21 protein-coding genes and 1 rRNA gene (1 of these 22 only partly in view) are annotated in these 24,752 nt (G+C 58.3%); 3 read left to right on the forward strand and 19 right to left on the reverse strand.

Features of this window, described 5'->3' with window-relative positions; all coding sequences use genetic code 11:
* The 8 genes from SJY29_RS10725 to SJY29_RS10760 all read right to left on the reverse strand — a co-directional run.
* A 16S ribosomal RNA gene (locus tag SJY29_RS10725) occupies positions 1 to 63 on the reverse strand (it extends 1,401 nt beyond the left edge of the window).
* Positions 64 to 751: 688 nt separating this feature from the next.
* Complete coding sequence (locus tag SJY29_RS10730; protein ID WP_400082739.1) at positions 752 to 2,083, reverse strand: sigma-54-dependent transcriptional regulator; 1,332 nt, start codon at positions 2,081 to 2,083, stop codon at positions 752 to 754.
* The gene (locus SJY29_RS10735) at positions 2,080 to 3,819 is read right to left on the reverse strand and encodes an ATP-binding protein (RefSeq protein ID WP_400082741.1); all 1,740 of its coding nucleotides are present in this window, start codon (positions 3,817 to 3,819) and stop codon (positions 2,080 to 2,082) included. Before SJY29_RS10735 ends, SJY29_RS10730 begins: the two co-directional genes overlap by 4 nt.
* 4 nt (positions 3,820 to 3,823) lie before the next feature.
* The gene (locus SJY29_RS10740; RefSeq protein WP_400082744.1) at positions 3,824 to 5,833 is read right to left on the reverse strand and encodes a TRAP transporter permease; all 2,010 of its coding nucleotides are present in this window, start codon (positions 5,831 to 5,833) and stop codon (positions 3,824 to 3,826) included.
* Positions 5,830 to 6,315 (reverse strand): DUF1850 domain-containing protein, encoded by a 486-nt coding sequence (locus SJY29_RS10745; protein ID WP_400082746.1) that lies wholly within the window; start codon positions 6,313 to 6,315, stop codon positions 5,830 to 5,832. The genes SJY29_RS10740 and SJY29_RS10745 overlap by 4 nt, the downstream gene beginning before the upstream one ends.
* Positions 6,312 to 7,295 carry a TAXI family TRAP transporter solute-binding subunit gene (locus SJY29_RS10750; RefSeq protein ID WP_400082749.1) on the reverse strand — a complete coding sequence of 328 codons (984 nt, stop codon included), beginning with the start codon at positions 7,293 to 7,295 and terminating at the stop codon, positions 6,312 to 6,314. The genes SJY29_RS10745 and SJY29_RS10750 overlap by 4 nt, the downstream gene beginning before the upstream one ends.
* Positions 7,296 to 7,635: 340 nt before the next feature.
* On the reverse strand, positions 7,636 to 8,811 hold the full coding sequence (locus SJY29_RS10755) for a M20 aminoacylase family protein (protein ID WP_400082752.1): 1,176 nt from the start codon (positions 8,809 to 8,811) through the stop codon (positions 7,636 to 7,638).
* Between the two features lie 330 nt (positions 8,812 to 9,141).
* Positions 9,142 to 10,305: a mandelate racemase/muconate lactonizing enzyme family protein gene (locus tag SJY29_RS10760; RefSeq protein WP_400082754.1), complete on the reverse strand. Its 1,164-nt coding sequence runs from the start codon at positions 10,303 to 10,305 to the stop codon at positions 9,142 to 9,144.
* 184 nt (positions 10,306 to 10,489) lie between these two features.
* Between SJY29_RS10760 and SJY29_RS10765 the strand changes: the two genes are divergently transcribed.
* The 3 genes from SJY29_RS10765 to SJY29_RS10775 all read left to right on the forward strand — a co-directional run bounded on the left by SJY29_RS10765 (position 10,490) and on the right by SJY29_RS10775 (position 13,944).
* Positions 10,490 to 11,992 (forward strand): malonyl-CoA synthase, encoded by a 1,503-nt coding sequence (locus SJY29_RS10765; protein WP_400082756.1) that lies wholly within the window; start codon positions 10,490 to 10,492, stop codon positions 11,990 to 11,992.
* 87 nt (positions 11,993 to 12,079) lie between these two features.
* Positions 12,080 to 13,000: an MBL fold metallo-hydrolase gene (locus tag SJY29_RS10770; RefSeq protein WP_400082759.1), complete on the forward strand. Its 921-nt coding sequence runs from the start codon at positions 12,080 to 12,082 to the stop codon at positions 12,998 to 13,000.
* The gene (locus SJY29_RS10775) at positions 12,997 to 13,944 is read left to right on the forward strand and encodes an MBL fold metallo-hydrolase (RefSeq protein WP_400082762.1); all 948 of its coding nucleotides are present in this window, start codon (positions 12,997 to 12,999) and stop codon (positions 13,942 to 13,944) included. Before SJY29_RS10770 ends, SJY29_RS10775 begins: the two co-directional genes overlap by 4 nt.
* 1 nt (position 13,945) lies before the next feature.
* Here SJY29_RS10775 and SJY29_RS10780 read toward each other — a convergent pair whose 3' ends face one another.
* From SJY29_RS10780 to soxY, 11 genes are all read right to left on the reverse strand, one after another.
* Positions 13,946 to 15,004, reverse strand: a complete 1,059-nt coding sequence (locus tag SJY29_RS10780; protein ID WP_400082764.1) for a YeeE/YedE family protein — start codon at positions 15,002 to 15,004, stop codon at positions 13,946 to 13,948.
* A 69-nt stretch (positions 15,005 to 15,073) separates the two neighbouring features.
* Entirely contained in the window at positions 15,074 to 16,294 is a 1,221-nt protein-coding gene (gene hemA, locus SJY29_RS10785; RefSeq protein WP_400082767.1) for a 5-aminolevulinate synthase, read from the reverse strand.
* Positions 16,295 to 16,302: 8 nt separating this feature from the next.
* Positions 16,303 to 16,734 (reverse strand): DUF302 domain-containing protein, encoded by a 432-nt coding sequence (locus tag SJY29_RS10790; protein ID WP_400082769.1) that lies wholly within the window; start codon positions 16,732 to 16,734, stop codon positions 16,303 to 16,305.
* A 75-nt stretch (positions 16,735 to 16,809) separates the two neighbouring features.
* Complete coding sequence (locus SJY29_RS10795; RefSeq protein ID WP_400082772.1) at positions 16,810 to 18,072, reverse strand: FCSD flavin-binding domain-containing protein; 1,263 nt, start codon at positions 18,070 to 18,072, stop codon at positions 16,810 to 16,812.
* A gap of 25 nt (positions 18,073 to 18,097) precedes the next feature.
* Positions 18,098 to 18,793, reverse strand: coding sequence for a c-type cytochrome (locus SJY29_RS10800; RefSeq protein ID WP_110278471.1), 696 nt, complete (start codon positions 18,791 to 18,793; stop codon positions 18,098 to 18,100).
* The gene (locus SJY29_RS10805; RefSeq protein WP_400082775.1) at positions 18,793 to 20,031 is read right to left on the reverse strand and encodes a c-type cytochrome; all 1,239 of its coding nucleotides are present in this window, start codon (positions 20,029 to 20,031) and stop codon (positions 18,793 to 18,795) included. Before SJY29_RS10805 ends, SJY29_RS10800 begins: the two co-directional genes overlap by 1 nt.
* Positions 20,015 to 21,289 (reverse strand): sulfite dehydrogenase, encoded by a 1,275-nt coding sequence (gene soxC / locus SJY29_RS10810; protein WP_055295990.1) that lies wholly within the window; start codon positions 21,287 to 21,289, stop codon positions 20,015 to 20,017. Before soxC ends, SJY29_RS10805 begins: the two co-directional genes overlap by 17 nt.
* Before the next feature lie 13 nt (positions 21,290 to 21,302).
* Complete coding sequence (gene soxB, locus SJY29_RS10815; protein ID WP_400082777.1) at positions 21,303 to 23,006, reverse strand: thiosulfohydrolase SoxB; 1,704 nt, start codon at positions 23,004 to 23,006, stop codon at positions 21,303 to 21,305.
* A gap of 102 nt (positions 23,007 to 23,108) precedes the next feature.
* A complete protein-coding gene (soxA, locus tag SJY29_RS10820) occupies positions 23,109 to 23,954 on the reverse strand; it encodes a sulfur oxidation c-type cytochrome SoxA (protein WP_400082780.1) in 846 nt (281 codons plus the stop codon).
* A 33-nt stretch (positions 23,955 to 23,987) separates the two neighbouring features.
* A complete protein-coding gene (gene soxZ / locus SJY29_RS10825; RefSeq protein ID WP_055295993.1) occupies positions 23,988 to 24,317 on the reverse strand; it encodes a thiosulfate oxidation carrier complex protein SoxZ in 330 nt (109 codons plus the stop codon).
* A 16-nt stretch (positions 24,318 to 24,333) separates the two neighbouring features.
* Positions 24,334 to 24,750, reverse strand: a complete 417-nt coding sequence (gene soxY / locus SJY29_RS10830; RefSeq protein WP_055295994.1) for a thiosulfate oxidation carrier protein SoxY — start codon at positions 24,748 to 24,750, stop codon at positions 24,334 to 24,336.
* Positions 24,751 to 24,752 lie beyond the last annotated feature (2 nt).

Genomic DNA, 24,752 nt, shown 5'->3' on the forward strand with positions numbered 1-24,752 from the left:
GACTTGCATGTGTTAGGCCTGCCGCCAGCGTTCGTTCTGAGCCAGGATCAAACTCTCAAGTTGAATGCATCTTACAATGCAATCCTTGACGTTCGAACCTCTGCACATCACCACTTGGCCTTACTGAAACCAAATGGCGTTTCTCTGTTTGTTGTGCTTCAGTAACCAAAGTTACCAGAAGCCGCCAAACAGTGAAGCTGACACTCTATCATCGGACCGAAACCCTAAGAGCGTTGATATACAGACGTCTGATCCATCGAACTGAACCAAACCGCCCACATATCTCTTCAGATATATCAATTTCAAACAGCGTAGAGACAAAAACCACCAGATGCGCCCTAAAGTCCTTGGCGCGCCCAGCCTGCATTATCTCTGTTTTTTCTTCCCGCCTCGTCGCCCGTAAGCCCGTCTGGCGCCCCGCCGCCGCATCTCTGCGCCGCCGGTGAAGGGGGTTCTACGGTTACTCGAAGATACCCGCAACCCCTTTTTTCAAAAAAATGAAAACATCTGTTCTGTCATCAAAAACTGCCCTGATCGGAGCGGTTTTTTTGAGAAAATCTGCCGTTTCGCGCCCATTGGCCCTGCGTTGCGTGCAGGAATCAGCTTGGACACCCGCAGGATGCCACGTCAAACCAGCGTTGTTTCCACAATCTTGATTCCCCGCTTACGGTAGAAAGGTGGTCTCTTCCGGCTCGGGCTTGCGATTCACCGGAATCGATCAAGCAGAGTTTTCAGAGACAGATGCAGAACCTTATCCACCGTCCTCGGACTTGCGTTCTAGATCGGCGGAAATTCCGTAGCGCCGCATCTTGTCGTTCAAGGTACGGCGCGGAAGGCCCAGTGTCTCCGCCGCACGCAATGTGTTTCCCGCATGTGCTTCCAGCACTGCCGCGATCTCGCGGGCTTCGAACTGCGCCACACGATCAGCCAAAGTCATGGGGCCAGAGGTCGGGGTGCCTGTCCCTTCAACCTCATAAAGCCCCAGCGCAAAGGCTTCAGCGCTTGTTTTCAGTTCACGCACATTTCCGCTCCAGGCCTGTCGCTTGAGCTTTTGTGACAGTACCCAAGGAACCTCCGGGTCAGCCCGCCCGTAACGCCGCGCGGCGAGCTGGGCATAATGTGCAAAGATCAGGGGAATATCCTCGCCTGCCTCGTGCAGGGTTGGCGTGGACAACTCGGCACCGGCCAGACGGAAAAAGAAATCGGGGCGGAATGTATCCAGCAATCGCAGATTGGTCTTGGTCGTGGCAATCACCCTGACATCAAGGTGCCGCGCATATGTCTCGCCCATCCTCTCAAAGCTGCGTTCCTGTAATACGCGCAGCAGCTTGGCCTGAATGGCCATTGGCATTGTCTCGACCTCATCCAGCATCAGCGTGCCGCCATGGGCTGCCTCCAGTTTGCCTGCCCGCCCTGCACTGTCATGTGCAAAAACGCCCTCGCCATGCCCGAACAGGATCGTCTCGGCCATGGTTTCGGGAAGAACGGCACAATTGAGTGCAACAAAGGGGCCGTCCGCACGGGCGCTTGCTGCATGGATTGCCCGCGCGGCAAGCTCTTTTCCCGTCCCTGTCTCACCGGTAATGACGACATCAAGATCGACAGAGGCCAGCGCGGCAATGCGCTTGCGAAAGTCCCGCATGGCGCGTGATTTCCCCAGGATGCTGACATCAGCGCGTTCCGCCAGCACCGTTTGCAGCCGCACTACCTCACGGCGGGCAGATTGCGCCTCAAGGGTCCGGCGCATGACCGCAAGAAGATGGGCAGCTTCGTAAGGCTTCTCGAGAAAGTCTTCGGCGCCCGCGCGCATCGCCTCGACCGCATGACCGACATCGCCGTGGCCGGTCAAAAGCACGACGGGCACGCCCTGCTCTTGTGCCCGCAATGCTTTGACAAAGGCAATCCCGTCCATGCCCGGCATCCGCAGGTCGCTGATCACAAGATCCGGTTGTGCGGCCATCGCCTCAAGCGCTGCGGTCGCAGAAGCGAACGCCTGCACCGCATAGCCAGAAGTTTCGACAAGATCAGCCAGTGCTGACAAATGGTCGGCATCGTCATCGACAATGAAGATCGTGGCACTCATGCGGCCTCGGCGCTTTTCTGGACGGCCAAAGGCAAGGTCACGGTCACCCGCGTGCCTTGGTTCTGATGTGAACGGATATCAAGCGTGCCGTTGAAGTCGGAGATGATCGCTTTGCAAATCGCCAGACCAAGCCCCAAACCCGCGCCGGTCAGCTTTGTCGAAAAGAAGGGTTCACCTACCTTGGACAAATCCGCATCGGCAATGCCTTTTCCATTGTCCTGAACGCAGAGTTCGGCCTGACCGGCATTCGTCGTCACGCTGACGATGATCTCCGCGTCCGGCATGTCCGCGACCGCATCCAGTGCGTTGAGCAAAAGGTTGGCGACGACCTGTTCAATCCGGATCGCGCCGGCCATCACGTCGACCCTCCCCTCAGGCGTGTGAAACACAGGCACAACGCCAATCGCCCGTGCGCGCGGCGCAACAAGATCGAGCGCCGAAGCCACCGGCGCACAAAGGTCGATCAGCATAAGTTGCGGCACCTCTTTGCGGGCAAAGCTTTTGAGGTGTTTTGTCGTGCGCTGCATCCGGCGGATCAGGCCACGGGCTTTGTCCAACCGCCTGGCCGTTGCTGTGTCTTTCTGGTCGAGGCCAAGTTCGGCGGCCGACAGGGTGGCCTCCATGGCCGCGAGCGGCTGACTGATTTCATGGACGATCGCCGTAGACATCCGCCCGAGAGCGGCCATCTTTTCGGTGTGCACCAGCGCTTCCTGCGTGGCACGCAGGTCAATCTCGGCCTGCACCCGCGCATCCACCTCGCGCGCCAGATCGCTGGTACGCGCAATCACCATGGCTTCCAGTTTTTCGGATTGTGACAGGCGGAGCGCAATAATCTGCCTGCGCTGTTCCCATGCCTTGAAAGCCGCAGCAATCGCGAGCGTTGCAAGGGCCGCCAAGGCCGCCGCCGCCAATGACAAGAGCTGCATTCCCGCTGTGGCGCGCGCAGCGATCACCTGCCAGCCGGTGGATGGCATCGGGGTCAGGCGTGCGATCCAGCCATCCCCCACGGCGTCACTGCCTTCAATCGCCGTGCGGACAAGTGGCGCAGAGGTCGCGAAAGACACGCCCTCATAGGCGCGGGTGGCGGCGATCTGGTCCATGGCCTCCTGACTGAGCGTGGATAATGCGCGGTATTGCCAGTCCGGCCGCGCCGAAAGAAACACCACGCCATTGGCATCGGCAAGCGCCACATCCGCATTGGCGCTGCGCCAGATATTCTCAAGCGGCCGCAGGTCCAGCTTGACGACCAGAACACCGCTGCTGTCGCCGGCGTCAATCCGCGTCGACAGAAAGTACCCCGGCACACCGGTCGTGACACCGATAGCATAGAATTGCCCTTGGCCTGTTGCCATTGCTTCCTGAAAATAGGGGCGAAACCCGTAGTTCTCGCCCACAAAACTGCCCGCGCGGTTCCAGTTCGAGGCCGCAATGGTTTCGCCCTCAGCGTCGATCAGGAACAGCTCGCCCGCCTGCGCATGCACCGCCACCGTTTCCAGATAACTGTTGGCCGCCTGTAACGAACCGGTGCCGGCCAGCGCATCGCGCACGCGCACATCCTCGGCAGCGACGGCAGGCAAGGAGCGCAACCGCTCGACCTCGGCCTCGACGGCACGTTTGGTCAAGAGCAGCGTCTGGTCCAGTTCGGTCCGCGCGGCGCCAAGAACGAGGTTCTGCGCGACCACCCAGACCAGCACGGCAGCAAGCCCCGCAAGAAGAAGTGGCCGGACCAGCGCCATGGTGCTAGCCGTCCGTGGCGCTTTGCGCGACTGCCGTATTGTCTGAACGGGCTTTGTCACGGCGCGCCTCGGACCAGTTCATGGCAAGCAACAGAACAATCAGCACCGCCGCTGCAATCTCGACGGTCAAGGACGGCCAGAACAGACCCACCACACCCGGCAGCAGCAGAACCCGCATCCAGACCGGCATCGGGCGCCACAGGAACCCCTCCAAGAGTGCCGCAAAGGCTGTCAGGCCAAGGATCGCGATAGCGCCGCTCCAGAGCACAAGCGGCAGCGGCCCGCCAAGGATGATCTCCTCGTTGAACACCATGAACAGCGGGATCAGATAAAGGCCCTTGGCGTATTTCCATGCCTGTATGCTCGTCTCCATCGGCTTTGACCCCGCAATCGCGGCACCGGCAAATCCGGCCAATGCCACGGGCGGCGTCACATTACTGTCCTGCGAATACCAGAAAACCACAAGATGCGCGATCAGGAGCGGGATGCCGAATTGTTCGGTCAGCGCAGGACCGACAAGGATGATCAGCACGATATAGGCCGCCGTCACCGGCAGGCCCATGCCCAGCACGAGGCTGGCCAGCAGTACAAGGATCAGCGCCAGCACGATGTTGCCGCCCGAGAAGGCGATCATCATGGCAGAGAACTTGAGACCCAGACCGGTGAGGCCCACAACACCCACGATAATACCGGCCACAGCACAAGCGACGGACACAGCCACCGCATTGCGCGCGCCCAGATCAAGCGCATCAAGTGTCAGCTTCAATCCGCGCGCGCACAGCCCGAAAAAGCCCTGCATTGTCGGACCGGACCGCGCAAACTCCCAAAGCGCCCGCGCCGAAGCTGCCGCCATGATCGACAGGATCGCATAGAAACCGACGCGCATCGGCGAATACCCTGCCACAAGCAACATCACCAAAGCGACAAGTGGCAACAGAAAGTGCCAGCCTTCGGCCAGAACCTTGCGCACGCTTGGCAGCTCTTCTGCTGTCAGGCCGGTCATGCCCTGTTTGACAGCGGCAATATGCACCAGCAGGTAGACCGTGCCGAAATAGAGGACCGCGGGGAAAATCGAAACCAGCACGATATCCACGTAAGGCACGCGGGTGAATTCGCTCATCAGGAAGGCGCCTGCGCCCATCAGCGGCGGCATGATCTGCCCGCCGGTGGAGGCTGCGGCCTCGATCCCGCCAGCCTGTGCGGGGCGGTATCCCAGCTTCTTCATCAGCGGGATCGTGAAGGCACCTGTTGTCACCACGTTTGCAATGGCCGAGCCCGAGATCGAACCCATCCCCGCACTCGCGATAACGGCAGCTTTGGCAGGGCCACCACGTTGTTTACCTGCGGCGGCATAGGCCAGATCAATAAAGAATTTGCCCGCGCCCGTAACCTCAAGGAAAGCGCCGAACAGCACAAAAATGAACACGAACGTCGCCGCAACGCCCAAGGGGATACCGAAAATCCCCTCGGCCCCGAGCGTCATCTGGCTGGCGACACGGTCCAGCGAATAGCCGCGGTGGTTCAGGATGCCAGGCATCCAGTCGGCAAGGAACGGCAGTTCGCCACGACTGCCAGCAAAGGCATAAGCAATAAAGAAGACACCGATCAGCGTCATGCCAAGGCCCACAGCGCGGCGGGCGGCTTCCAGCACAACGATAATCGTGACAACACCCATCCACACGTCGATGTCGCGCGGGAAAATCTGGTTGGCGATCGTGTCGATATTCAAGGGCACCCAAGCCCCCGCAGCAATGCTGAGCACAATGAGCGTGCCATCAATGGCCCATCCCAGCGCCCCACGCGGCTTGGCGCGACCAAAGGCGGGATAGATCAGGAAACACAAGACAAGCACAAACCCGAGGTGGATCGGACGCTGGAAGAACAACCCCAACGGCTGCACGCCTGCGGTATAAAGCTGGAACAGCGAGAGCGTGATCCCGATCACGGTGATCGCACGGATCACAAACCATGGCTGCGGCGCGTGGATCGGGCTGTCTTCAGTTGTCGTCGTCATTGTTCAATACTTCCCAAAAGAGCGATCCGCACACGTTCGCGCGGGGCGACGGCAGAGAGTGACACAACGGCCTCTCCGACCTGCAAGCGATGATCAACCGCGCCTTCCCCGGGACGCAGCACATAGGCGTTCCCCGGCACAGGTTCGTTGATATCGAGAATAAAATACCCGCCCTGCCCGTCCGTGACCTGCCGCCCGCGCCCCGGAATGTGATCCAGCCCTGCGGCGAAATCAGGCAGATGCGCATGCATCAACACCATCCGGCCAGCCTGGTTCTCATAACAATCGGACACGGGAAATCCTTTGACCGAGTGGTTCCAGAGGACGCACCATTCCGTGCCTTGCGGCACATCAAAACGGGCGATCTCTGTGCCATCTTCACGGGTCGCAACAAGCACTTCGGCCCCGGCCGAAACCGGCAGCAGCAGTAGAATGAGAAGGGGGAGGACTTTGCCTCCCCCTTCCCAAATCGGTCTCATCATGGACGCAAGTCATCCGGAATGGTCACACCGACTTCTTCATAGTAGCGGATCGCACCGGGATGCAGCGGCACAGGTGTCGCAGCAATTGTGAAATCAATTGTGGTCTCATTCGCAGCAGGGTGTACGGCCTGCAATTCAGCGATGTTTTCAAACATTGCCTTGGTGATGCTATAGGCAAGGTCGTCGGACATCTCGGACGATACTGTCAGCACGTTCGGAATACCCAGCACGCTGATATCTGCGTCAACGCCGTTGTAGCTGCCACCTGCAAGCGTTGTCATTGCAAAGGTCGCGTTTGCGTCCATCGCCGCGGCCATCTCGGCCTCGGTCAGCTCAATGATCACGATGTCCTGTGTTGTGGCCAAGTTCAGGATCGAGGATGTCGGCGCACCCACAGACCAGAAACCAGCGTCGATATCGCCGTTGCTCAGCGCATCAGCGGTTTCGTTGAAGTTCAAACGCTGCTCGTCAATGTCATCATAGCTGATGCCATTGGCCTCAAGGATCGCATTTGTGTTGACTTCGGTACCAGAGCCCGGTGCACCGATCGACACGCGCTTGCCGCGCAGATCTTCCAGCGATGTAATGCCCGAACCTTCAAGCGCCACGATCTGCACCATGTTGGCATAGAGCGATGCAAGGCCGCGGACCATCGGCAGTTGCTGGCCCTCAAAGCGCCCTGTCCCTGTGTAGGCTTGGGACACCGTATCAGCCAGACCAATGGCCAGATCCGCGTCGCCTGTCGCGATCAGACCCATATTCTCGACCGATGCGCCTGTGACTTCAGCCGCAGCGGCATAGCCGTCGATGTGGTTGTTGATGATCTCGGCAAGTCCGCCACCCATCGGGTAATAGACGCCACCGGTGCCACCGGTCGCGATTGATAGCTGCTCCTGCGCCACCGCAGGTGCACCAAAGCTCAATGCAACAACAGCTGCGCCAAGCAGGCCAACAGGCCTACGCAATACTTCTTTAAACATGTAATCCTCCCAGATCGGGCTTCACGCCCATAAGTTTGGCCCGGATGGTTTCGGGTCCGCTCAAGGGTGGCGCAATTGCGCGGGAAATGGGACTCCTTTTTCTGCAAACCGCAAATTTTTGTGGCAAGAGATTGCCAGAGCACTCGCAAATTCTCGCCAGACCGCGCAAGTTGTCCAAGGATCAATCCTGCAACGGAGCCGTCTGAGTTTCAGAACCTTCAGCGCGTCATCTTGCAGGGCAACGGTATGCGCAATACTGACACCCGATGCGCGACGCCCTACTCTCGACTATCGCGGCGGGTCCAATGTCTGCGTCGAAAAACGCCAGTATTCCTCGTTGTCAGGCACCTTGCGCAGGCAACCTTTGCTCGGCAAGCGTTGCCCAATAAGAGGCACCGATCGGAATGATTTCGTCGTTGAAGTCATATTCGGGATGGTGCAGCCCCTTGCTCGGACCGTTGCCGATCTGGATATAGGCGCCGGGGCAAGCCTGCAGCATATAGGCAAAGTCCTCGCCGCCTGTCGTCCGCGGGGCCTGTGTGTCGCACGCACCGGCGACCGCTTGCGCCGCCATTGCCGCGAAACCTGTCTCTTTCTCATGGTTCGCCATGACCGGATAGGAAACCTCCGGCCAATCAAACGCTGCCGTCGCGCCATAGGTCTGTGCCGTCAAGGTGGCCACGGCTTCTATACGTGCCAAAATCTCGCCGCGCACTTTCTCGTCAAAACTTCGGACTGTGCCACGCAACGTCACTGTTTCAGGGATCACGTTGAAAGCCTCGCTTTCGGTCCGGAAAGATGTAACCGAGACCACGGCCGCCTGCTGCGGGTCCGTGTTGCGTGACACGATGGACTGCAGGTTCATCACCAGCGCCGAAGCCGTGAGCGTGGTGTCCACAACGTTGTTGGGGCGCGCCGCATGGCCACCTTTCCCCGTGACGATGATTTCAAACGTATCCACAGCCGCATAAAATGGCCCCGACCTGATCGCAAATGCCCCTTCCGGCAAGAGCGGCGAATTATGCATTCCGTAGATTTCGGAAATGCCAAAGCGGTCAATCATGCCGTCTTCAACCATGGCAAGCGCACCTGCCCCACCCTCTTCTGCCGGTTGGAAAATAACCGCGACTGTGCCGTCGAACTGCCGTGTCTCTGCAAGATATTGGGCGGCACCCAACAGCATGGCCGTATGCCCGTCATGACCGCAGGCATGCATCTTGCCGTGGACGGTTGAGGCATATTCAGCGCCGGTTGCCTCGAAAATCGGTAAGGCGTCCATGTCGGCCCGAAGGCCGATCGTCCGTCCTGATGCTGTCGTTCTGCCATGGATCAGGCCGACAACACCCGTCTGTCCAATGCCCGTGACGACCTCGTCACATCCAAAGGCCCGCAGTTTGTCTGCCACAATTCCTGCCGTGCGTGCGGTGTCATAAAGCAGCTCGGGATGCATATGGAAATCGCGGCGCCATGCGGTGATTTGCGGATGCATTTCGGCAAGTCTGTTACGAATGGGCATTTTGTATCCTCGTGTCGGCGTTGAATTTCATTTCGGTTTTCTCACTATTGTCCATCGGTACAGGCTTGCATCAAGCACGGCATCGCAGTGACCCGCAGAAGACCGTCAGCATCACGGCTCGCCACCTTCAAACTGCCGACATTTGAGCCAATCCAGCGGGACGAAGTGGCAACCCCGAACGCGCCAAGGGTCTCAGGCAGCAATGTAAACTGCAAGAGCATATCCGTTCGCCGAAAACGTGACGAATAAGCGTAACGCACCTGTCGCGTGACATCTAGGCGTTACGGAAAGTCACGGTTCAATCCAGTGCGAACGCATGGAGCGATCCCTCTATTCGGCCAGTTCGCGCATAACCTTGATGAGGTCGGATTTCCCCTCAAAACCGATACCCGGCAGTTCGGGCATGATGATATGGCCGTCTTCAACGCTGACTGTGTCCGGAAACCCGCCATAGGGCTGGAACAGGTCGGGGTAGCTTTCGTTGCCACCCAGCCCGAGACCCGCCGCGATGTTGAGTGACATCTGGTGCCCTCCGTGCGGAATACAACGTGACGGTGACCACCCTGCTGTTTCCAGCACATCAAGCGTCCGCAGGTATTCCACCAACCCGTATGACAGCGCGCAATCGAACTGCAGCCAATCGCGGTCAGGGCGCATCCCTCCATAGCGGATCAGATTTCGCGCGTCCTGATGCGAGAACAGGTTTTCGCCCGTCGCCATTGGACCGGGATAGAATTCGGCCATCGCGGCCTGAAGCTGATAATCCAAAGGATCACCGATTTCCTCATACCAGAACAGCGCATAGTTGCGCAGCATCTTGGCGTAGGCGATGGCAGTTTCGAGATCAAAGCGGCCATTTGCATCGACAGCCAATTGCGCTTCTGACCCGATTTCGGCCAACACAGCCTCAATGCGCCGCTGGTCTTCGTCAATCGTGGCGCCGCCGATCTTCATCTTGACCACGTTATAGCCGCGATCCAGATAGCCCCGCATCTCTTGCCGCAGTGCCATGTCGTCTTTGCCAGGATAGTAATAGCCCCCGGCCGCGTAGACAAAGACGCGGCGGTTTGCTGCGACGCCCTTCCCCTCGGCGAGCAGTTGGTAAAGCGGCTTTTCCGCGATCTTCGCAATGGCATCCCAGACAGCCATATCAATTGTACCGACTGCAACCGAACGCTCGCCATGTCCGCCCGGTTTCTCGTTCTGCATCATCGCAGCCCAGATTTTATGTCCATCCAGATTGTCACCCGCCTCATTGATCAGCGATGCAGGGTCCGCTCCAAGGATACGGTCCCTGAAACGTTCACGGATCAGACCGCCCTGACCATAGCGACCATTGGAATTAAACCCGTAGCCGACAACGCGGCGACCGTCCCTGACGACATCGGTGACCACGGCCACCAAACTCGCTGTCATTTTGCTGAAATCAATATATGCGTTCCGGATCGGAGACGCGATCGGCTTGGTCACTTCGCAGATATCGACGATGCGCATTGGCTTTTCCTTTTCAACAATTTGTCGCCCTGTGGCCGTCAACGCGTATCTTGGCGGATCACACCTGACAATATCCAACACCAGAACAGGTACAACAAGGCGCGGGCAGCAATATATCTTGCACAGACGCCCTGCTGCGCCCAACAAGGACCCGTGACAAAAACGACAAGACGGGAACCTGATCGTGACCAATACGCTCTATGATGCACTCTTCGCACGCCATGCAGAAAACGACGCCACATTTCTGACGCTGGATGACGGGACAAAGGTCAGTTACCGCAGCTTTGTGCGGCGCGTCGGACAGTTGGCGCAGGTGCTGGCGGATGCAGGCGTAAACCCGGGTGACCGGATTGTTGTACAAGCCCCCAAGATCATGGACACGATCGCCCTTTACGGTGCCGCTGTCCAAACAGGGGCGGTCTATTTGCCGCTCAACACAGCATATACGCAAAGCGAGGTCGCGTATTTCATCACCGATGCGGCCCCGCGCATGGTCGTGTGCGATGCAGAAAACCCAGCCGCGGTTTCCACAATCTGCAGCGGTGACACGCAGGTGCTGACCCTCGCTACAGACGGCACAGGCTCCCTTTCCACGGCGGCCGATACCTGTGACGGGCACTTTGAAACGGTGCCACGCGGCCCCGATGATCTGGCCGCACTCCTTTACACATCGGGCACCACAGGCCGGTCAAAGGGTGCGATGATGTCGCACAAAAACCTTCTATCGAACGCCCGAACCCTGACCGACCTTTGGCGGATTACCAGTGAAGACCGGTTGATCCATGCGCTGCCGATCTTTCACACCCACGGGCTTTTTGTGGCGATGAACACCGCGTTATTGGCCGGCGCGCAGGTCCGGTTCATGGCCGGCTTTGATATCGACGCAATTATCGGCGAACTACCCGCATCCACGCTTCTGATGGGTGTGCCTACCTTTTACACCCGCCTGCTGGCGGACACGCGGCTGACCCGCGATCTGGTCGCGCATATGCGGCTTTTCATATCAGGGTCTGCGCCGCTGCTGGCAGAAACCCATACCGCGTTTGAAAGCAGAACCGGCCACCGTATTCTTGAACGCTACGGGATGACCGAAACCAATATGATTACCTCCAACCCCTATGATGGCGCGCGGCTGGCAGGCACAGTCGGCTATGCACTGCCCGGGACAGAAGTTGAAATCACCAATGACGGACAGCCGGTTGGACCGGATGAAATCGGGATGATCGAGGTGCGCGGCGACAATGTGTTTCAGGGCTATTGGAACATGCCCGATAAAACCGCCGAAGAGCTGCGCAAGAACGGTTTTTTCATAACAGGTGATCTGGGTGTGAAATCGGAAGACGGGCGCATCACGATCGTTGGACGGCAGAAGGATCTGATCATCTCAGGGGGCTACAACATCTATCCCAAAGAAATCGAAGACGTGCTCAATGATATTGACGGCGTTGTCGAAAGCGCTGTTTTCGGCGTGGCCCATCCCGACTTTGGGGAAGCGGTGCTGGCGGCAATCGTGTTGGACGATTCCACGCTGACCGTCGAAGACATCGCCGCAGCGGCCACGCCGCAACTTGCACGTTTCAAGCACCCGAAGCGATACATCATCACCGATGCCCTGCCCCGCAACACAATGGGCAAAGTGCAGAAAAACATCCTGCGCGAGATGTACCGCGATCTTGGGACGGCATGATTTTCTAGCCGCGCCACGCGCAAGAAAAATATTTCAATCACGTCCCTCATGCCCTACCATTCAAATATACGAATATGTAGGTGAGCCATGAAACTGACACGCAGAAAAGTCATCCAAGGCGGGGCAAGTGCAACCTTGTCGGCTGCTTTGACGCAGCCCGTTTGGGCACAAACAACATTGCAGGCGGATGACCGCACGCTGAATACGCTGAGCGACGGCAATCTTGTTTTGCCCAAAAGCTTTGCTTTCGGGGGTACACCGCCAGAAGGTGCCGATGAGCTGCTCGCGCGCTACGGCATCACAGGCGACAGCATGACACCTGATTGCAACGTCACACTCTTGCACAGCGGTGACCGCACGATCCTGTTTGATGTGGGTGCGGGGCAGGAATTCATGCCCAGCGCCGGTAAGTTGCTGGATGCCTTCGATACCTTGGGCGTTGATATTTTCGATGTCACCGATGTGGTCTTTACCCATGCCCACCCCGACCATCTTTGGGGCGTGCGCGATGATTTCGGCGATCTGATGTTCCCTGATGCGACCTATCACATGGGCCGCGCCGAATGGGATTACTGGACCGATCCCGACACTGTCTCCACCATCGACGAGGGCCGTGTGACCTTTGCTGTAGGGGCCCAAAGCCGCCTTGAAATGCTGGCCGAGCAGATCAACCTCTTTGAGGATGATCAGGAAATCCTGCCCGGCGTCCTGTCGCGCATGACTCCGGGCCACACCCCCGGTCACATGGCGTTTGAGGTGCAGATGGGCAGTGAAAGCATCATGATCCTTGGCGATAGCATCGTGAACCATCATATCGCCTTCGAGAAACCGGCCTGGCTCTCGGGGTCGGATCAGGATCCTGAGCTGGGCGTCCAGACGCGCCTTGGCTTGCTTGACCAGCTCAGCACATCGCAAATGCGCCTGATCGGCTTCCACCTGCCGGGTGGCGGTTTGGGCCGTGCGGAACGGCGCGGCGACGGCTTTGTTTTTGTCGGTGAAGAGACATGATCCGCTGTGTTCTTGCGGTCATGGCCGTCCTTGCGACAACCGTGCAAGCCAACGAAAACATCGCGGACCAGTATCCCGGTTCCGCTCTCTACAGCGCACCGGTTGAATTTATCCCCGGTGTCTTCAGCGCCATCGGGGCCACCGCACCGCCAACCTATGAAAACAGCGGTCACAACAATAACCTCAGCTTTATTGTCACAGGCGAAGGTGTCGTCGTGATCAACGGCGGCGGCGCCTATGTGCTGGCTGCGGCCTTGCACGATGAAATTAAGGCGCGCACAGATGAGCCTGTGGTTCTGGTAATCAATGAAAACGGCCAGGGCCATGCGATGCTGGGCAATTCCTATTGGGCCGAACAGGGCGTGCCGATCATTGCTCATGAGGACGCCGCTGCCGAATTCGAAGACCGCGGTTTTCAGATTCTCGAAGCCATGCAAGGCCTGAATAAAGAGAAAGCAGAAGGCACTTATCTGCAAGGCCCGACCGAAACCTTCAGCGATGACTATATCGTCGAACTTGGCGATTTCCGCATCGAAGTGCGCTATCTTGGGCCCTCACACAGCGCAGGGGATGTCGTCGTCTGGCTGCCGAACCAAGAGCTTGTGATTGCAGGCGATATCGCCTTCCACGAACGGATGCTGCCGCTGTTTGACGACACAAATACGCTGCACTGGCTAGACACGTGGGACACCGCGTTCGAGCCCCTGAATGCGACCTATGTGATCCCCGGGCACGGGCATCCGACCAACATGGATCAGGTGCGCCTTTATACCAAAGGCTATCTGGAATATCTGCGCGGCAAGATTGCCGAACATCTTGAAGCCGGCGGCGGGCTTGCCGAGGCTTACTATGTCGATCAATCGCCCTATGCCCATCTGGACACATTCGAGGAACTGGCGACCAAGAATGCCGGACGCGTCTATGAGCAGATGGAATTCGAGTAGATCAGGCGATGACCAGTGAGGGGCGGTGCAGCACGCGCTGTGTGACCATCGCCCCCACCCACATAGCCCCTACCGCAACCCAGGCTGTCAGCGCGAAAATGGCCCCGCCGGACATGCCTGCACCAACCGCACAGCCGCCCGCCAGCATACTGCCAAACCCCATCAGGGCGGCCCCGACCAGATAGACCTCCATCGGGCTATCAGGACCAAAGCGCTGGATACGTGCCTCTTTCGTGGCCAAAGCCATGGCCCCCGCGCCGAGAAAGACGCCAGGCACAAGCCCGATACCAAAGCCAAGCGGCAGTTCGGTGCTATTGACCAGCCCCATAAGGGTATCTGTCGAGGGACCCGTGAACGTGACCGAAGATATGGCCACCACCTCGAATGAATTCATCGCAACCGCATAGGTGCCAAGCCACCCCAATGCCACCGCAAGCCCGACACCGACAGCGGCCACTGCGTGACTGGTTTTCACATTCTGGCGGTGGCTGAGCACCAGCGCCGCACCCAAAGCCACCGCAGCGATCAATGCTGCCAGTGATGACGTCAAACCTGTCTGCCACAGCAGACTGCGCATCGCCCCACCCGGCACCACCCAAAGCGATGCAAGCTGTTCCCGCGCGGGTGCCAGCGCGCCGCGCAGCGCGGATTGCGCCACCAGCGTCAGCACCAGTCCGGTCACAATGGCCCGCAGGTTTCCCGTGGCCGACAGCACCAGCAACCGGCTGGCGCAGCCGCGCGCAAGGATCATGCCGACGCCAAACATCAGCCCGCCGATGATGGCACCTGACATGCTGCCTGTCGTGGCCAATTGACGGCTTTGCGACACATCAAGCCAGCCCAGTACAATCAGGGTCTGGACCGCCAAAACTCCGGCAGAAAACGCAATCAGCCAGATGGAAAGACGCGGGCCCAGTTTGCCTTCGGCCACTTCAACCGTGGCCGCGCGCAGGCAAAACCGCGAATGCTGCGCTGTGGCACCAAACAGCACCCCCACCAAGCCGCCCAAGGCCATCAGGATGGCCCCTTCACCGTAAGTTTCGATCAGATTTTCAAGCATACCTTGGCCCCGTCCATAGATCTTGGCTGTACCAACGCAGGGCGCAGGGCGCTTTGATGCAAGTCAAACCTACTGCGCGGCCATTGGCAGGCGTGCAAGCTGGCATTGGGTCCAAAGGGTTTCCAATGCACCGACGAGGCGGTCAATATCGGCGGCCGAATGCACCGGTGACGGGGTGATCCGCAAACGCTCGGTCCCTTTGGGCACGGTCGGATAATTGATCGGCTGGATGTAGATGCCATAATCCCGCATCAGAATATCCGACAGGTATTTGCATTTCACCGGATCGCCCACCATCACCGGAATGATATGGCTGGGGTTGTCGATATGCGGAATACCAATCGCATCAAGCCGCGCACGGACTTCGGCGACTTTCTCCTTTTGGGCCGCACGTTCCGCTGCACTGGATTTCAGATGCCGGATCGAGGCCGCAGCACCGGCCGCAACAGCAGGCGGAAGGGCTGTTGTAAAGATAAACCCGCTGGCAAAAGAGCGGACAAAGTCGCACAGATCAGCCGAGGCCGCGATGTAGCCTCCCATCACGCCAAAGGCTTTGCCCAGCGTTCCCTCAATAACCGTGACACGGTCCATCAGACCCTCACGTTCGGCGATCCCGCCGCCACGGGGACCATAAAGGCCCACGGCATGCACCTCATCAAGATAGGTCATGGCGTTGTACTTTTCGGCCAGATCACAAATCTCGGCGATGGGTGCGATATCGCCATCCATCGAATAGACGCTTTCAAAAGCGATCAGTTTCGCCCGCTCAAGCGGCTGGGCGGCCAGCAATTGCTCAAGATGCTCTAGATCATTGTGCCGCCAAATCTGGCGCTCTGCCTTTGAATGGCGAATACCTTCAATCATGCTGGCATGGTTGAGCGCGTCAGACAGCACCAGACAATCAGGAATTTTCGCAGCCAGCGTGCCAAGTGCCGCCCAGTTGGACACATATCCGCTGGTGAAAAGCAACGCCGCTTCCTTGTTGTGCAGATCGGCCAGTTCCGCCTCCAGCAACACATGGTTGTGGGTCGTGCCCGAGATATTCCGCGTCCCGCCTGCCCCTGCACCAACCTTGTCCAGCGCCTCATGCATGGCGGACAGCACGTCAGGGTGCTGCCCCATGCCCAGATAGTCATTCGAGCACCAGATCGTCACATTGCGCGTTTGCGCACCGTGGTTGGTCGCCTGCGGAAAGTTTCCGCGATGGCGCTCAAGGTCCGCAAAAACACGGTAGTTGCCCTCATCTTGCAGCTGCGCAAGTGCGGTCGCGAAATATCCGTCGTAATTCATCGTTATCCTTATCCGCCTACCGCTTCCTGTACGATCTCATCCAAGAGCATCTGCACCTTTTGCATTTCACCGTCAGGGTAGGTGCGATGCCCCACGAGGACTTCGCCCTCCAGTGCCGCGACAAAGATGCCATAGGGGCAATGCGCGATATTCATCGGGTCCGCTTCCATCACCTCGCGCGAGAGTTGGGCAGAGCAGAACAAGAAGATATCCGCCCCCTCAAAGAGCATCTTGTCACTGCCAACATCCTCGGCTGTCCGTGCCAGCATTTCACCGGTGTGACTGACGTAATCAATCACAAGGCCTTTGCCGATGATGGCGTTCTCGACTGCAAAAGTCGCATCATCAAAGCTTCCATTGAAAGGGTAAGTGACCGCGTCCTGTGCGGCAACTTGTGTCGCGGCAAGGATCAAAAATGCGCCGATAAGTCTATTTTTCATCATACGTCCTCCATGTCCCCAGCCTAGCAGTGTCGTTTTGGCGGGCCCTGACATACATCAAGGCCCGACAGGTGATTATCCGAACATGTCGGCGACGATCCCGTCGTACCAGCCGATCAATTCCTGATAGGTGGCCGCACGCAGCTCATCGCTTTCGCCGGTTGCGCTGACAAAACCGTCGACCTTCGCGATCTTTTCGTCGGTTGCTTCATATGTCGCGCCAACCTTCACCCCGTCATTGGTATCAATCAAAGACCAGCAGGTGTTTGCAAAACGGGCCGGAAACACGGTTGATCCGGTCAAAGCGCCGCGCACGGCATTGGCGCAGACCTTGGCCTGGCTGTTGGCCGAGAAGCCGGATTTCGGCATATCGCCCTGTGCGGCAGCATCACCCAGGACATGAATGTTCGGGTCCATCTTGGAAGACATATCGGCAGCATTGACCGGTGCCCAGTTGCCATCGGTGATACCTGCGATTTCGGCAATCCGGCCCGCTTTCATCGCGGGAATCACGTTGCAGACATCAACGTCATTGACGTCACCATCAATCGTCAGGGTCATCGCCTGCGGATCAACCGACACATTCGCCCCGCCAAAGTCCGGCCCGATCCGCTCGACCATGCCGGCATAGTGCCGGTTCCAGCCTTCCTCGAACAAGCCTTGTTTGGAGAAACTCTCTTTCGGATCGGCAATCAGGATCTTGGCGGTCGGGTTTACTTCTTTGAGCGCGTGCGCCACCATCGAGATCCGCTCATAGGGGCCGGGCGGGCAGCGGTATGGGTTTGGCGGTGCGACCATTGCAAAGGTACCGCCCTGCGGCATTGCCATGATCTGCGCCTTGAGCAGTTCGGTTTGCGAACCACCCTTATAGGCATGTGGCATCGCGTTTTGCGCAGTCACATCCCAGCCCTCGACGGCACCGTCCACGAAATCAATGCCGGGTGACAGGATCAGACGGTCGTACGGCAGACTGCTACCACCGGCGAGGGTGACTGTCTTTGCGTCACGGTCCACTCCGACGGCCCAGTCGTGAATGACGTTGATGCCGTATTCAGAGGCCAGCGTGCCATAACTATGGCCAAGCGAGCCCATGTCGCGGAATCCGCCCAAGTAGAGGTTGGAAAAGAAACAGGTGTAATAGGTGCGTGTCGGCTCGACCAGTGTGACGTCAAGCGCGCCCTGACTGTCCTTGGCCAGATAGCGTGCCGCGGTCGCACCGCCCGCACCGCCGCCAATCACGACAACGCGGGGTTTCCCCTGTGCGCGCACCATCGGTGCGGCCAGCAATCCCGTTGTCGCGGCCGCTGATCCCAGAAACGTCCTTCTATCAAATTTCATTGTCTTTCCTCCCAATGATGCATCCTTACCGGATGCTTTCGAAATAGGCCGCAAGGGCCGCAATCTCTTCGTTAGATAACCGGCCCGCCATCATCTGCATGACAGGATGGGCGCGCACGCCTTCCTTGTAGGCATGCATCGCGACAACAAAGTCCTCCGTCGGCCAGTTTGTAATGGATGGAATACCGGTCGCCGCACCGCTTGCCTGATGGCACGCCGTGCATTCGCCGGACAGATACTCGCCATATGCCGGATCTCCGACAATCGCGAGAACCTCGGGGGCAACCGCGTGATCCACTGCGGCCGCTGTCGGTGCGGCCTCTGGAATGTTTGCGGGGCTGGATGAGAACAACCGCAGATAGGCCAACAGATCATCGCGGTCCTGCTGTTCTGCAATCCCGCGAAAGCTCATCCGTGTGTTGGACACCAGCACCCGGGGGTTCTCAATAAAACTATCGAGCGTATCATAGGTCCAGACCAGACCGCCCGCGGCGGCACGTTCAAATCCCGCCGAATACCGGAACCCCTCGGCCTCGCCCGCGGCACGGTCAAAGATATGGTTCAGTTGGGGACCAATCCGGTCAACAGCCCCCTGCCCGACCTGATGGCAACTGCTGCATTGGCGAAAGAGTTCTTCGCCCCGTTCGGGATCACCGCCAACTTCGGCAAAGCCGTGGCTGGCGGCGCCCATAAAGGCAAGTAGCAGAAGGTGGCGACGCATTAGTCCGCAAAGCTCTGCAAATAGGCGATCAGTGCCGCAACCTCGGCTTCGTCCCCGACACCACGGAACGCCATCTTTGTGCCGGCCATTGTCCCGCGTGGATCCGTCAGGAACGCGGCAAGGCTTTCCGCAGTCCACACCTCTCCGGCGGCATTTGCCTGTTCGAAGACACCCGAGTAACGGAACCCGTCAACGGACCCGATTGTCTGCCCGATCATGCCATTCAAGACAGGACCCGTGCGGTTGCGCGCGCCGTCGCCAACCTGATGGCAGGTCTGGCACTGGCGGAATGCACCTTCACCGGCGGCGATCAGGGCCGGATCAATCCCGCCCGCATCTTCGGCAACAGCAACCGCCGGAGTGTCCTCGGTTGCGGGCGCGCTGACTGCGGCTTCCACGTCTTCGTCCGGGGTAACATCGAGGAACGTCGCGCGCATCGTGATCTCGACGCTCTCCTTGCAGTTTTCCATGCAAGGTTCCGTGCGCCATTCGGCATACTCAAGCTCGGGCCGGTCATCGACGACAAAGCCGTCGGCGTTGTACATCTCGACTTCCGTAAAGTTCTCATGGCTCAGCTCGAAATCGTCATCAACCATGTTGTTGGAATACAAAAGATACGCCACGATCGCGTAGGTCTCATCCGGCGTCAGCGTACCCGCTTCACCAAAGGGCATTGACCGGTTGATGTAGTCCCATGCGGTCGAAAGATAGGGCCAGTAGGACCCCACAGTCTTCACCGGGTCCCGATTTGCCAATGTGTCAAAACCACCGGCAAGCACGGGCCAGTTGCCAACACCTTCCGCAAAATCACCGTGACAAGAGGCACATTTGTCAACAAAGACCTCTTCTCCGGTAAAGACATCACCACGGCCTTCCGGCAGGCCCCGCCCGTCAGGCAGGACATCGACATCCCATGCGGCAATTTCTTCATCAAAGGCCACACGGCCCAAACCATAGGTGCCTTCGATCACGGGCGCCGGTGCGGTCAGGCTTGCGCCGCTGACAGCGGCCAGAGCCGCAAGTTCTTCACGCTCTTGCAGCAGCCGCGCCGCTTCTGCGGCTGCTGCCTGCGCTTCGGCGGTTGCTTGTGCGGCGTTTGCCTCGATCTGCTGCACCCGTGCTTCAAGCGAGTCGATCGTTGCGGCCCCGTATTCACGCGAGGAAATGCCATAGGCAAGACCCAGCAAAAGCACGGTGCCACCAATCGCGGGGACGAAAAGATTAAGAGACTTCGACATTCTCGGCGACCCCTTCTTCGTTAACAAACCAGGTTTGAATACAGTTGTTGTGATAGACCGCGTTCTCGCCGCGCTTTTCGCGCAACTGGTCTTTTGTCGGCTGGACATAGCCGGTTTCGTCGATGGCACGCGATTGCAAGAGCATCGGGCTGCCGTCCCAGTCGGTGTCCAGATAGAAGCGGGTCAAGGCTTTGGTATCGCCCTGCTTTCCAAGCCGCGCTGTTTCCCACGTGATGCCACCGTCCTTCGAGACATCAACACGCGTGATCTGCCCATGGCCGGACCACGCCAGACCAGAGATCACAAGCGGGCCCTGCCCGTGCGTGATCGGCATTTGCGGACTGGGTGAGGTGATGACCGATTTCGCATCCATGACCCACGTCCATTTGCGAGCGATACCGTTCTCGTAGACGTCAGTATATTTGGATGTTTCCTCGCGGCTGCCGACAGCCATGTCCGTCACCTGAACACGGCGCAACCATTTGACCCACATATTGCCTTCCCAACCGGGAACGACGAGGCGCACAGGATAGCCATGCTCCATCCGCAGCGCTTCGCCATTGGCCTTGAACGCCACCAGCACGTCATCCAGCGCCTTCTCCATCGGGATCGAACGGCCATTCGATGAGGCATCAGCGCCTTCCACATAGACCCATTTATCCGCCAGATCGCCCGCCGCATCGAGGCCGGCTTCACGCAGCAGCGTCCGCAACGGCACGCCGGTGTATTCCATGTTATGGATCATGCCGTGGGTGAACTGGGCACCGTTCAACTGCGCCCCCGCCCACTCCATACCGGTGTTCGCAGCACATTCGCAGAAATAGACATGGTTTTCACGCGGCAGACGCTCAAGATCGGCGTAGGTGAAAATCAGGGGTCGGTCGACCAGACCGTTGATCATCAGGCGGTAGTCGTCCTTGGACAGCTCGATCGCGCCCGAGTGGTGGCGCTCGAATGCGCAACCTTGCGGCGTGATTGTCCCGTCCAATGCGTGAATCGGGGTAAAGTTGATCGAGGAAATCGGTGACGCGGTCAGCCACTCTACATTCCGCCGCACCACATCGCTTTCAAAGCTGATTGGCAGGCCATAGGGCGTTTCGTCAACGCCGACACCTGTATAAGACGCCCAGTCCTGCAATTCCGTGATTTTAGGGTCGGGGCCATCCTGCGCCGCTGCCTGACCTGCGACAGTCCCAGCCGCGATTGCAGCACTTCCGCGCAAAAATGTGCGTCTGGACGGTTTGAAGATCTCATCCATTTCCTGTTTCTCCTTATGCGCCAGAGACTTTGACGCTTGTGTTCGGTGTCACCTGAACGGTGCCCAAATTGCGAATATGGTTTTCAACGACATCCCAGATCGGCGGTCCTTCGGTGCCTTCATTGACCGAGGCCCAGCCTGCGACCACATAGGTCTTGGCAGGATCAATCGCCTCACCGGTTTTCAACAGTGTCATGTCCGTAACGCGCTGTCCGATGGGCTTGCTGACATCAATGCTGTAGCCCATGCCGCCCACGCGGACCATGTCACCACCCTGCTGATAGTAGGGGTCGGTGTTGAACAGGTTATCGGCCACATCTTCCATAATGGTATGAATAAATTCACCCGTCATTTCAGTGCGATAGGCGTTCGGATAGGTCATCGAGGTGACGTTCCAGATATCCTCTCGGGTAATGTCCTGTCCGGGCATGATAGACGGGCCCCAGCGCACGCCGGGTGACATCGAGATATCGGCGTCACGTTCCTGGATCAGGGCGTCGCAGATCAGATCATCCCACGAGCCGTTGAAGTTACCGCGGCGGTAGAGCAATGTGTCATCCGCTGTTTTGCCGATAACTTCGGTCAGCTCATTCAGGAAAGGCGCGCGTTCCGCATCAATGGCGGCGGCGACTTCCGCATCGGGTGCAATGACATCCGAGAATATCGGGATCAGCTTGTGACGGAAACCCATCATCCGGCCATCGCGCACATCCAGATCGACGCGGCTGACGAACTTGCCGTTGGAGCCGGAGGCCACAACAATCGTCTCACCGATCAACACAGGTTCCGGCAGCGCGTCATGGGTGTGACCGGCGAGGATCACGTCAATCCCGGTGACGCGCTCGGCCATCTTTTTATCGACGTCAAAACCGTTGTGCGACAAGCAGACAACAAGTTCGGCCCCCTGCCCGCGGACCTCATCGACCATTTCCTGCATGCGCTGGTCGCGGATGCCGAACGAATACTCGGGGAACATCCAACCGGGGTTGGCGATGGGCATATAGGGGAAGGCCTGCCCGATCACTGCGATCTTCACACCGCCACGTTCAAAGAACTGGTAAGGCTGGAAATCCTCTGCGGGTTCATCCCATTCGGCGTCAAAAATATTCTGTCCAAGCGCGGCAAAGGGCAGATCGCTCACGATATCGCGCACACGGTCAGATCCCAGCGTGAATTCCCAGTGGAAGGTCATCGCATCGGGTTTCAGCAGGTTCATGATGTTCACGACATCCTGCCCTTCGGTTTTGTAGCAAGTGTAAGAGCCGTGCCATGTATCGCCGCCATCCAGCAGCAACGCATCGGGCCGGTCCGCACGGATGCTGTTCACGACAGTCGCGACACGGTCCATGCCGCCCATCTTGCCATAGGCCTGACCGAGCGCGGTAAAATCGTCATAGCTGAGCGCGTAATGCGACGCGCTGCCATCTTCGATGCCATAAAGCTTGCGGAAGTCTGCGCCCGTGATGTGTGGCACCGCCCCTTTGCTGGACCCAACGCCAAGATTGATTTGAGGCTCTCGGAACCAGATCGGTTTCAGCTGGGCGTGAATATCGGTGATATGAATAAGGGAAACATTCCCGAAGGTGTCAAACTGAAGCAGATCGCTTTGGCTCAACGCTTGCTGCGCTGCCAGCTTGCCCCAATTGCCAAAGCCCGACGCTCCGACAATCGCCGAAGCCGCCATGCTGGCCTGCAGAAAATCGCGACGTGAGATCATGTGAGTTATCGAGCCTCTTGTGTTATCATATTCTCATTTATGAATATATTTGGTTTGAAAATGCCCGCCTCAAACTGGTTGAAGCGGGCAGTTCAAGGAGGATTAGTTTCTGACGGACGGGCCTTCGACCGAAAGGCCATTGCCGCGCGAGGCCACATAAAGTTCCAGCGCGATGAATTCTTCAGACCCGACTGCGTATGTTTCCGCACGGGTGTCACGAATACATCCGCGGAAGCGTCCCTGCACGCCGTTCAGCTTGGCGTTCTTCAAGCGATACGTCGGGAATGCGTTGATCTGGCCTTGGCTCAGGTGATCGGCGCGGATGTTGTTGCCATAGTTGTCTTCATGGCAATTTGCGCAAGACAGATCAAGCTGGCCGAACCGTGTATAGTAGAGCTCACGGCCCTTTTCCCACATCGCCTGAACGGGGCCGTCGATGGCCACATTCACAGGGATGCCGCGTGACACGGACGCCAAGAGCGCCTCCATATTCAGCATCTCGTTGCCGTCATATTTCCACTCTTCGGCACCCATCTGTTCTGTCCGGCAACCGTTGACCTGCATCGCAATTGTACGCACTTCTTCGGCTTCGTCGTTCCATTTGGGGTAAACAGCACGCACACCGGCCATTTCTTCGGGCGCACCGTGACAGGCCGCACAGGACTGACCCTCTGTGCCCTCAGCGGTGTTCCATGCAGCGATCGCATCATCAACAAAGATCATGCCGGGGTTTTCGAAATCATCCATCTGCAAGGCTTGTGTTTCCGTCGAGCGAAACACCCAACCCGAGTAGATCGTGCTCAGGTTTTCAACATGCGCTGGCGCATCGGTCCGGACTGTGATCTCGATCTCTTCGTTGATGACGAGATCTGCCTCTTCGTCCGCGTTTGCCGCAAAAGCGGAAAGAATTGCTACGGCGGCAATACCGCCCTTAAACAGTGATTTCATAGACATCGGCCCTCCCTGGCGTGTGTTCCGCGGTTACCCGACGGTAATATCTTTGCTGTCGGTGTAGACGGCGCCGTCATCATCATACCAAGTGAATTCGAACGTCCCGCTCTCTGGCACGATGGCCTGGAACTCGAAGTACGGGTTCGTTGAAATCGCCGGCTCTAGCGTGACGTCAATGACTGTCTCGCCGTTAAACGTGCATGTGAAACGGTTGATGATCGAGCGCGGGATCACATTGCCGTCGCCATCTTTGCGCTGACCGGACTCCATCGGGTGGCTGATCAGTGTCTTGATGGTGATTTCTTCGCCGGCGGTGGCATCACGGGGGACGCGAACGCGGGGTGTTACATTATCTGCCATTTGTTTTCTTCCTCACTCAGCCGCCGCAGCCGCCAATGGTCACTTTTACTTCCTGACTGGCCTGCACAAAGCTGCCGTCAGGCATGCGGGCGATCGCGACGACATCCTGCGTGCCTGCAAGACGGATACGTGTCGCCGCAGATTGGGATGCGGCCATCGGACCGAAATTGAATGTCGCAACCGATGGTGTCGGATTGCCTGCTGCAAAGACGATGATCGCCTCGGCACCCGGCGCATTCACTTCGATCGGCACAGTGTTGCCGTTCTCCGCGATTTCAGGGGCAATCAATGTAATGCCCTCACTTCCGACAGCGGCACCACCGGTAAACGCTGCAATATTATCCTCGACTGCAGCGAATGCACGAAACGGCATAACAGCTGCGAGCGCGGAGCCGAACGCCATCATAAGCGTATGTCTACGTGTAAGTTTCATAG

The sequence above is a fragment of the Yoonia sp. R78084 genome (genome assembly GCF_044595625.1).
In the GTDB taxonomy this organism is placed as follows: domain Bacteria; phylum Pseudomonadota; class Alphaproteobacteria; order Rhodobacterales; family Rhodobacteraceae; genus Yoonia.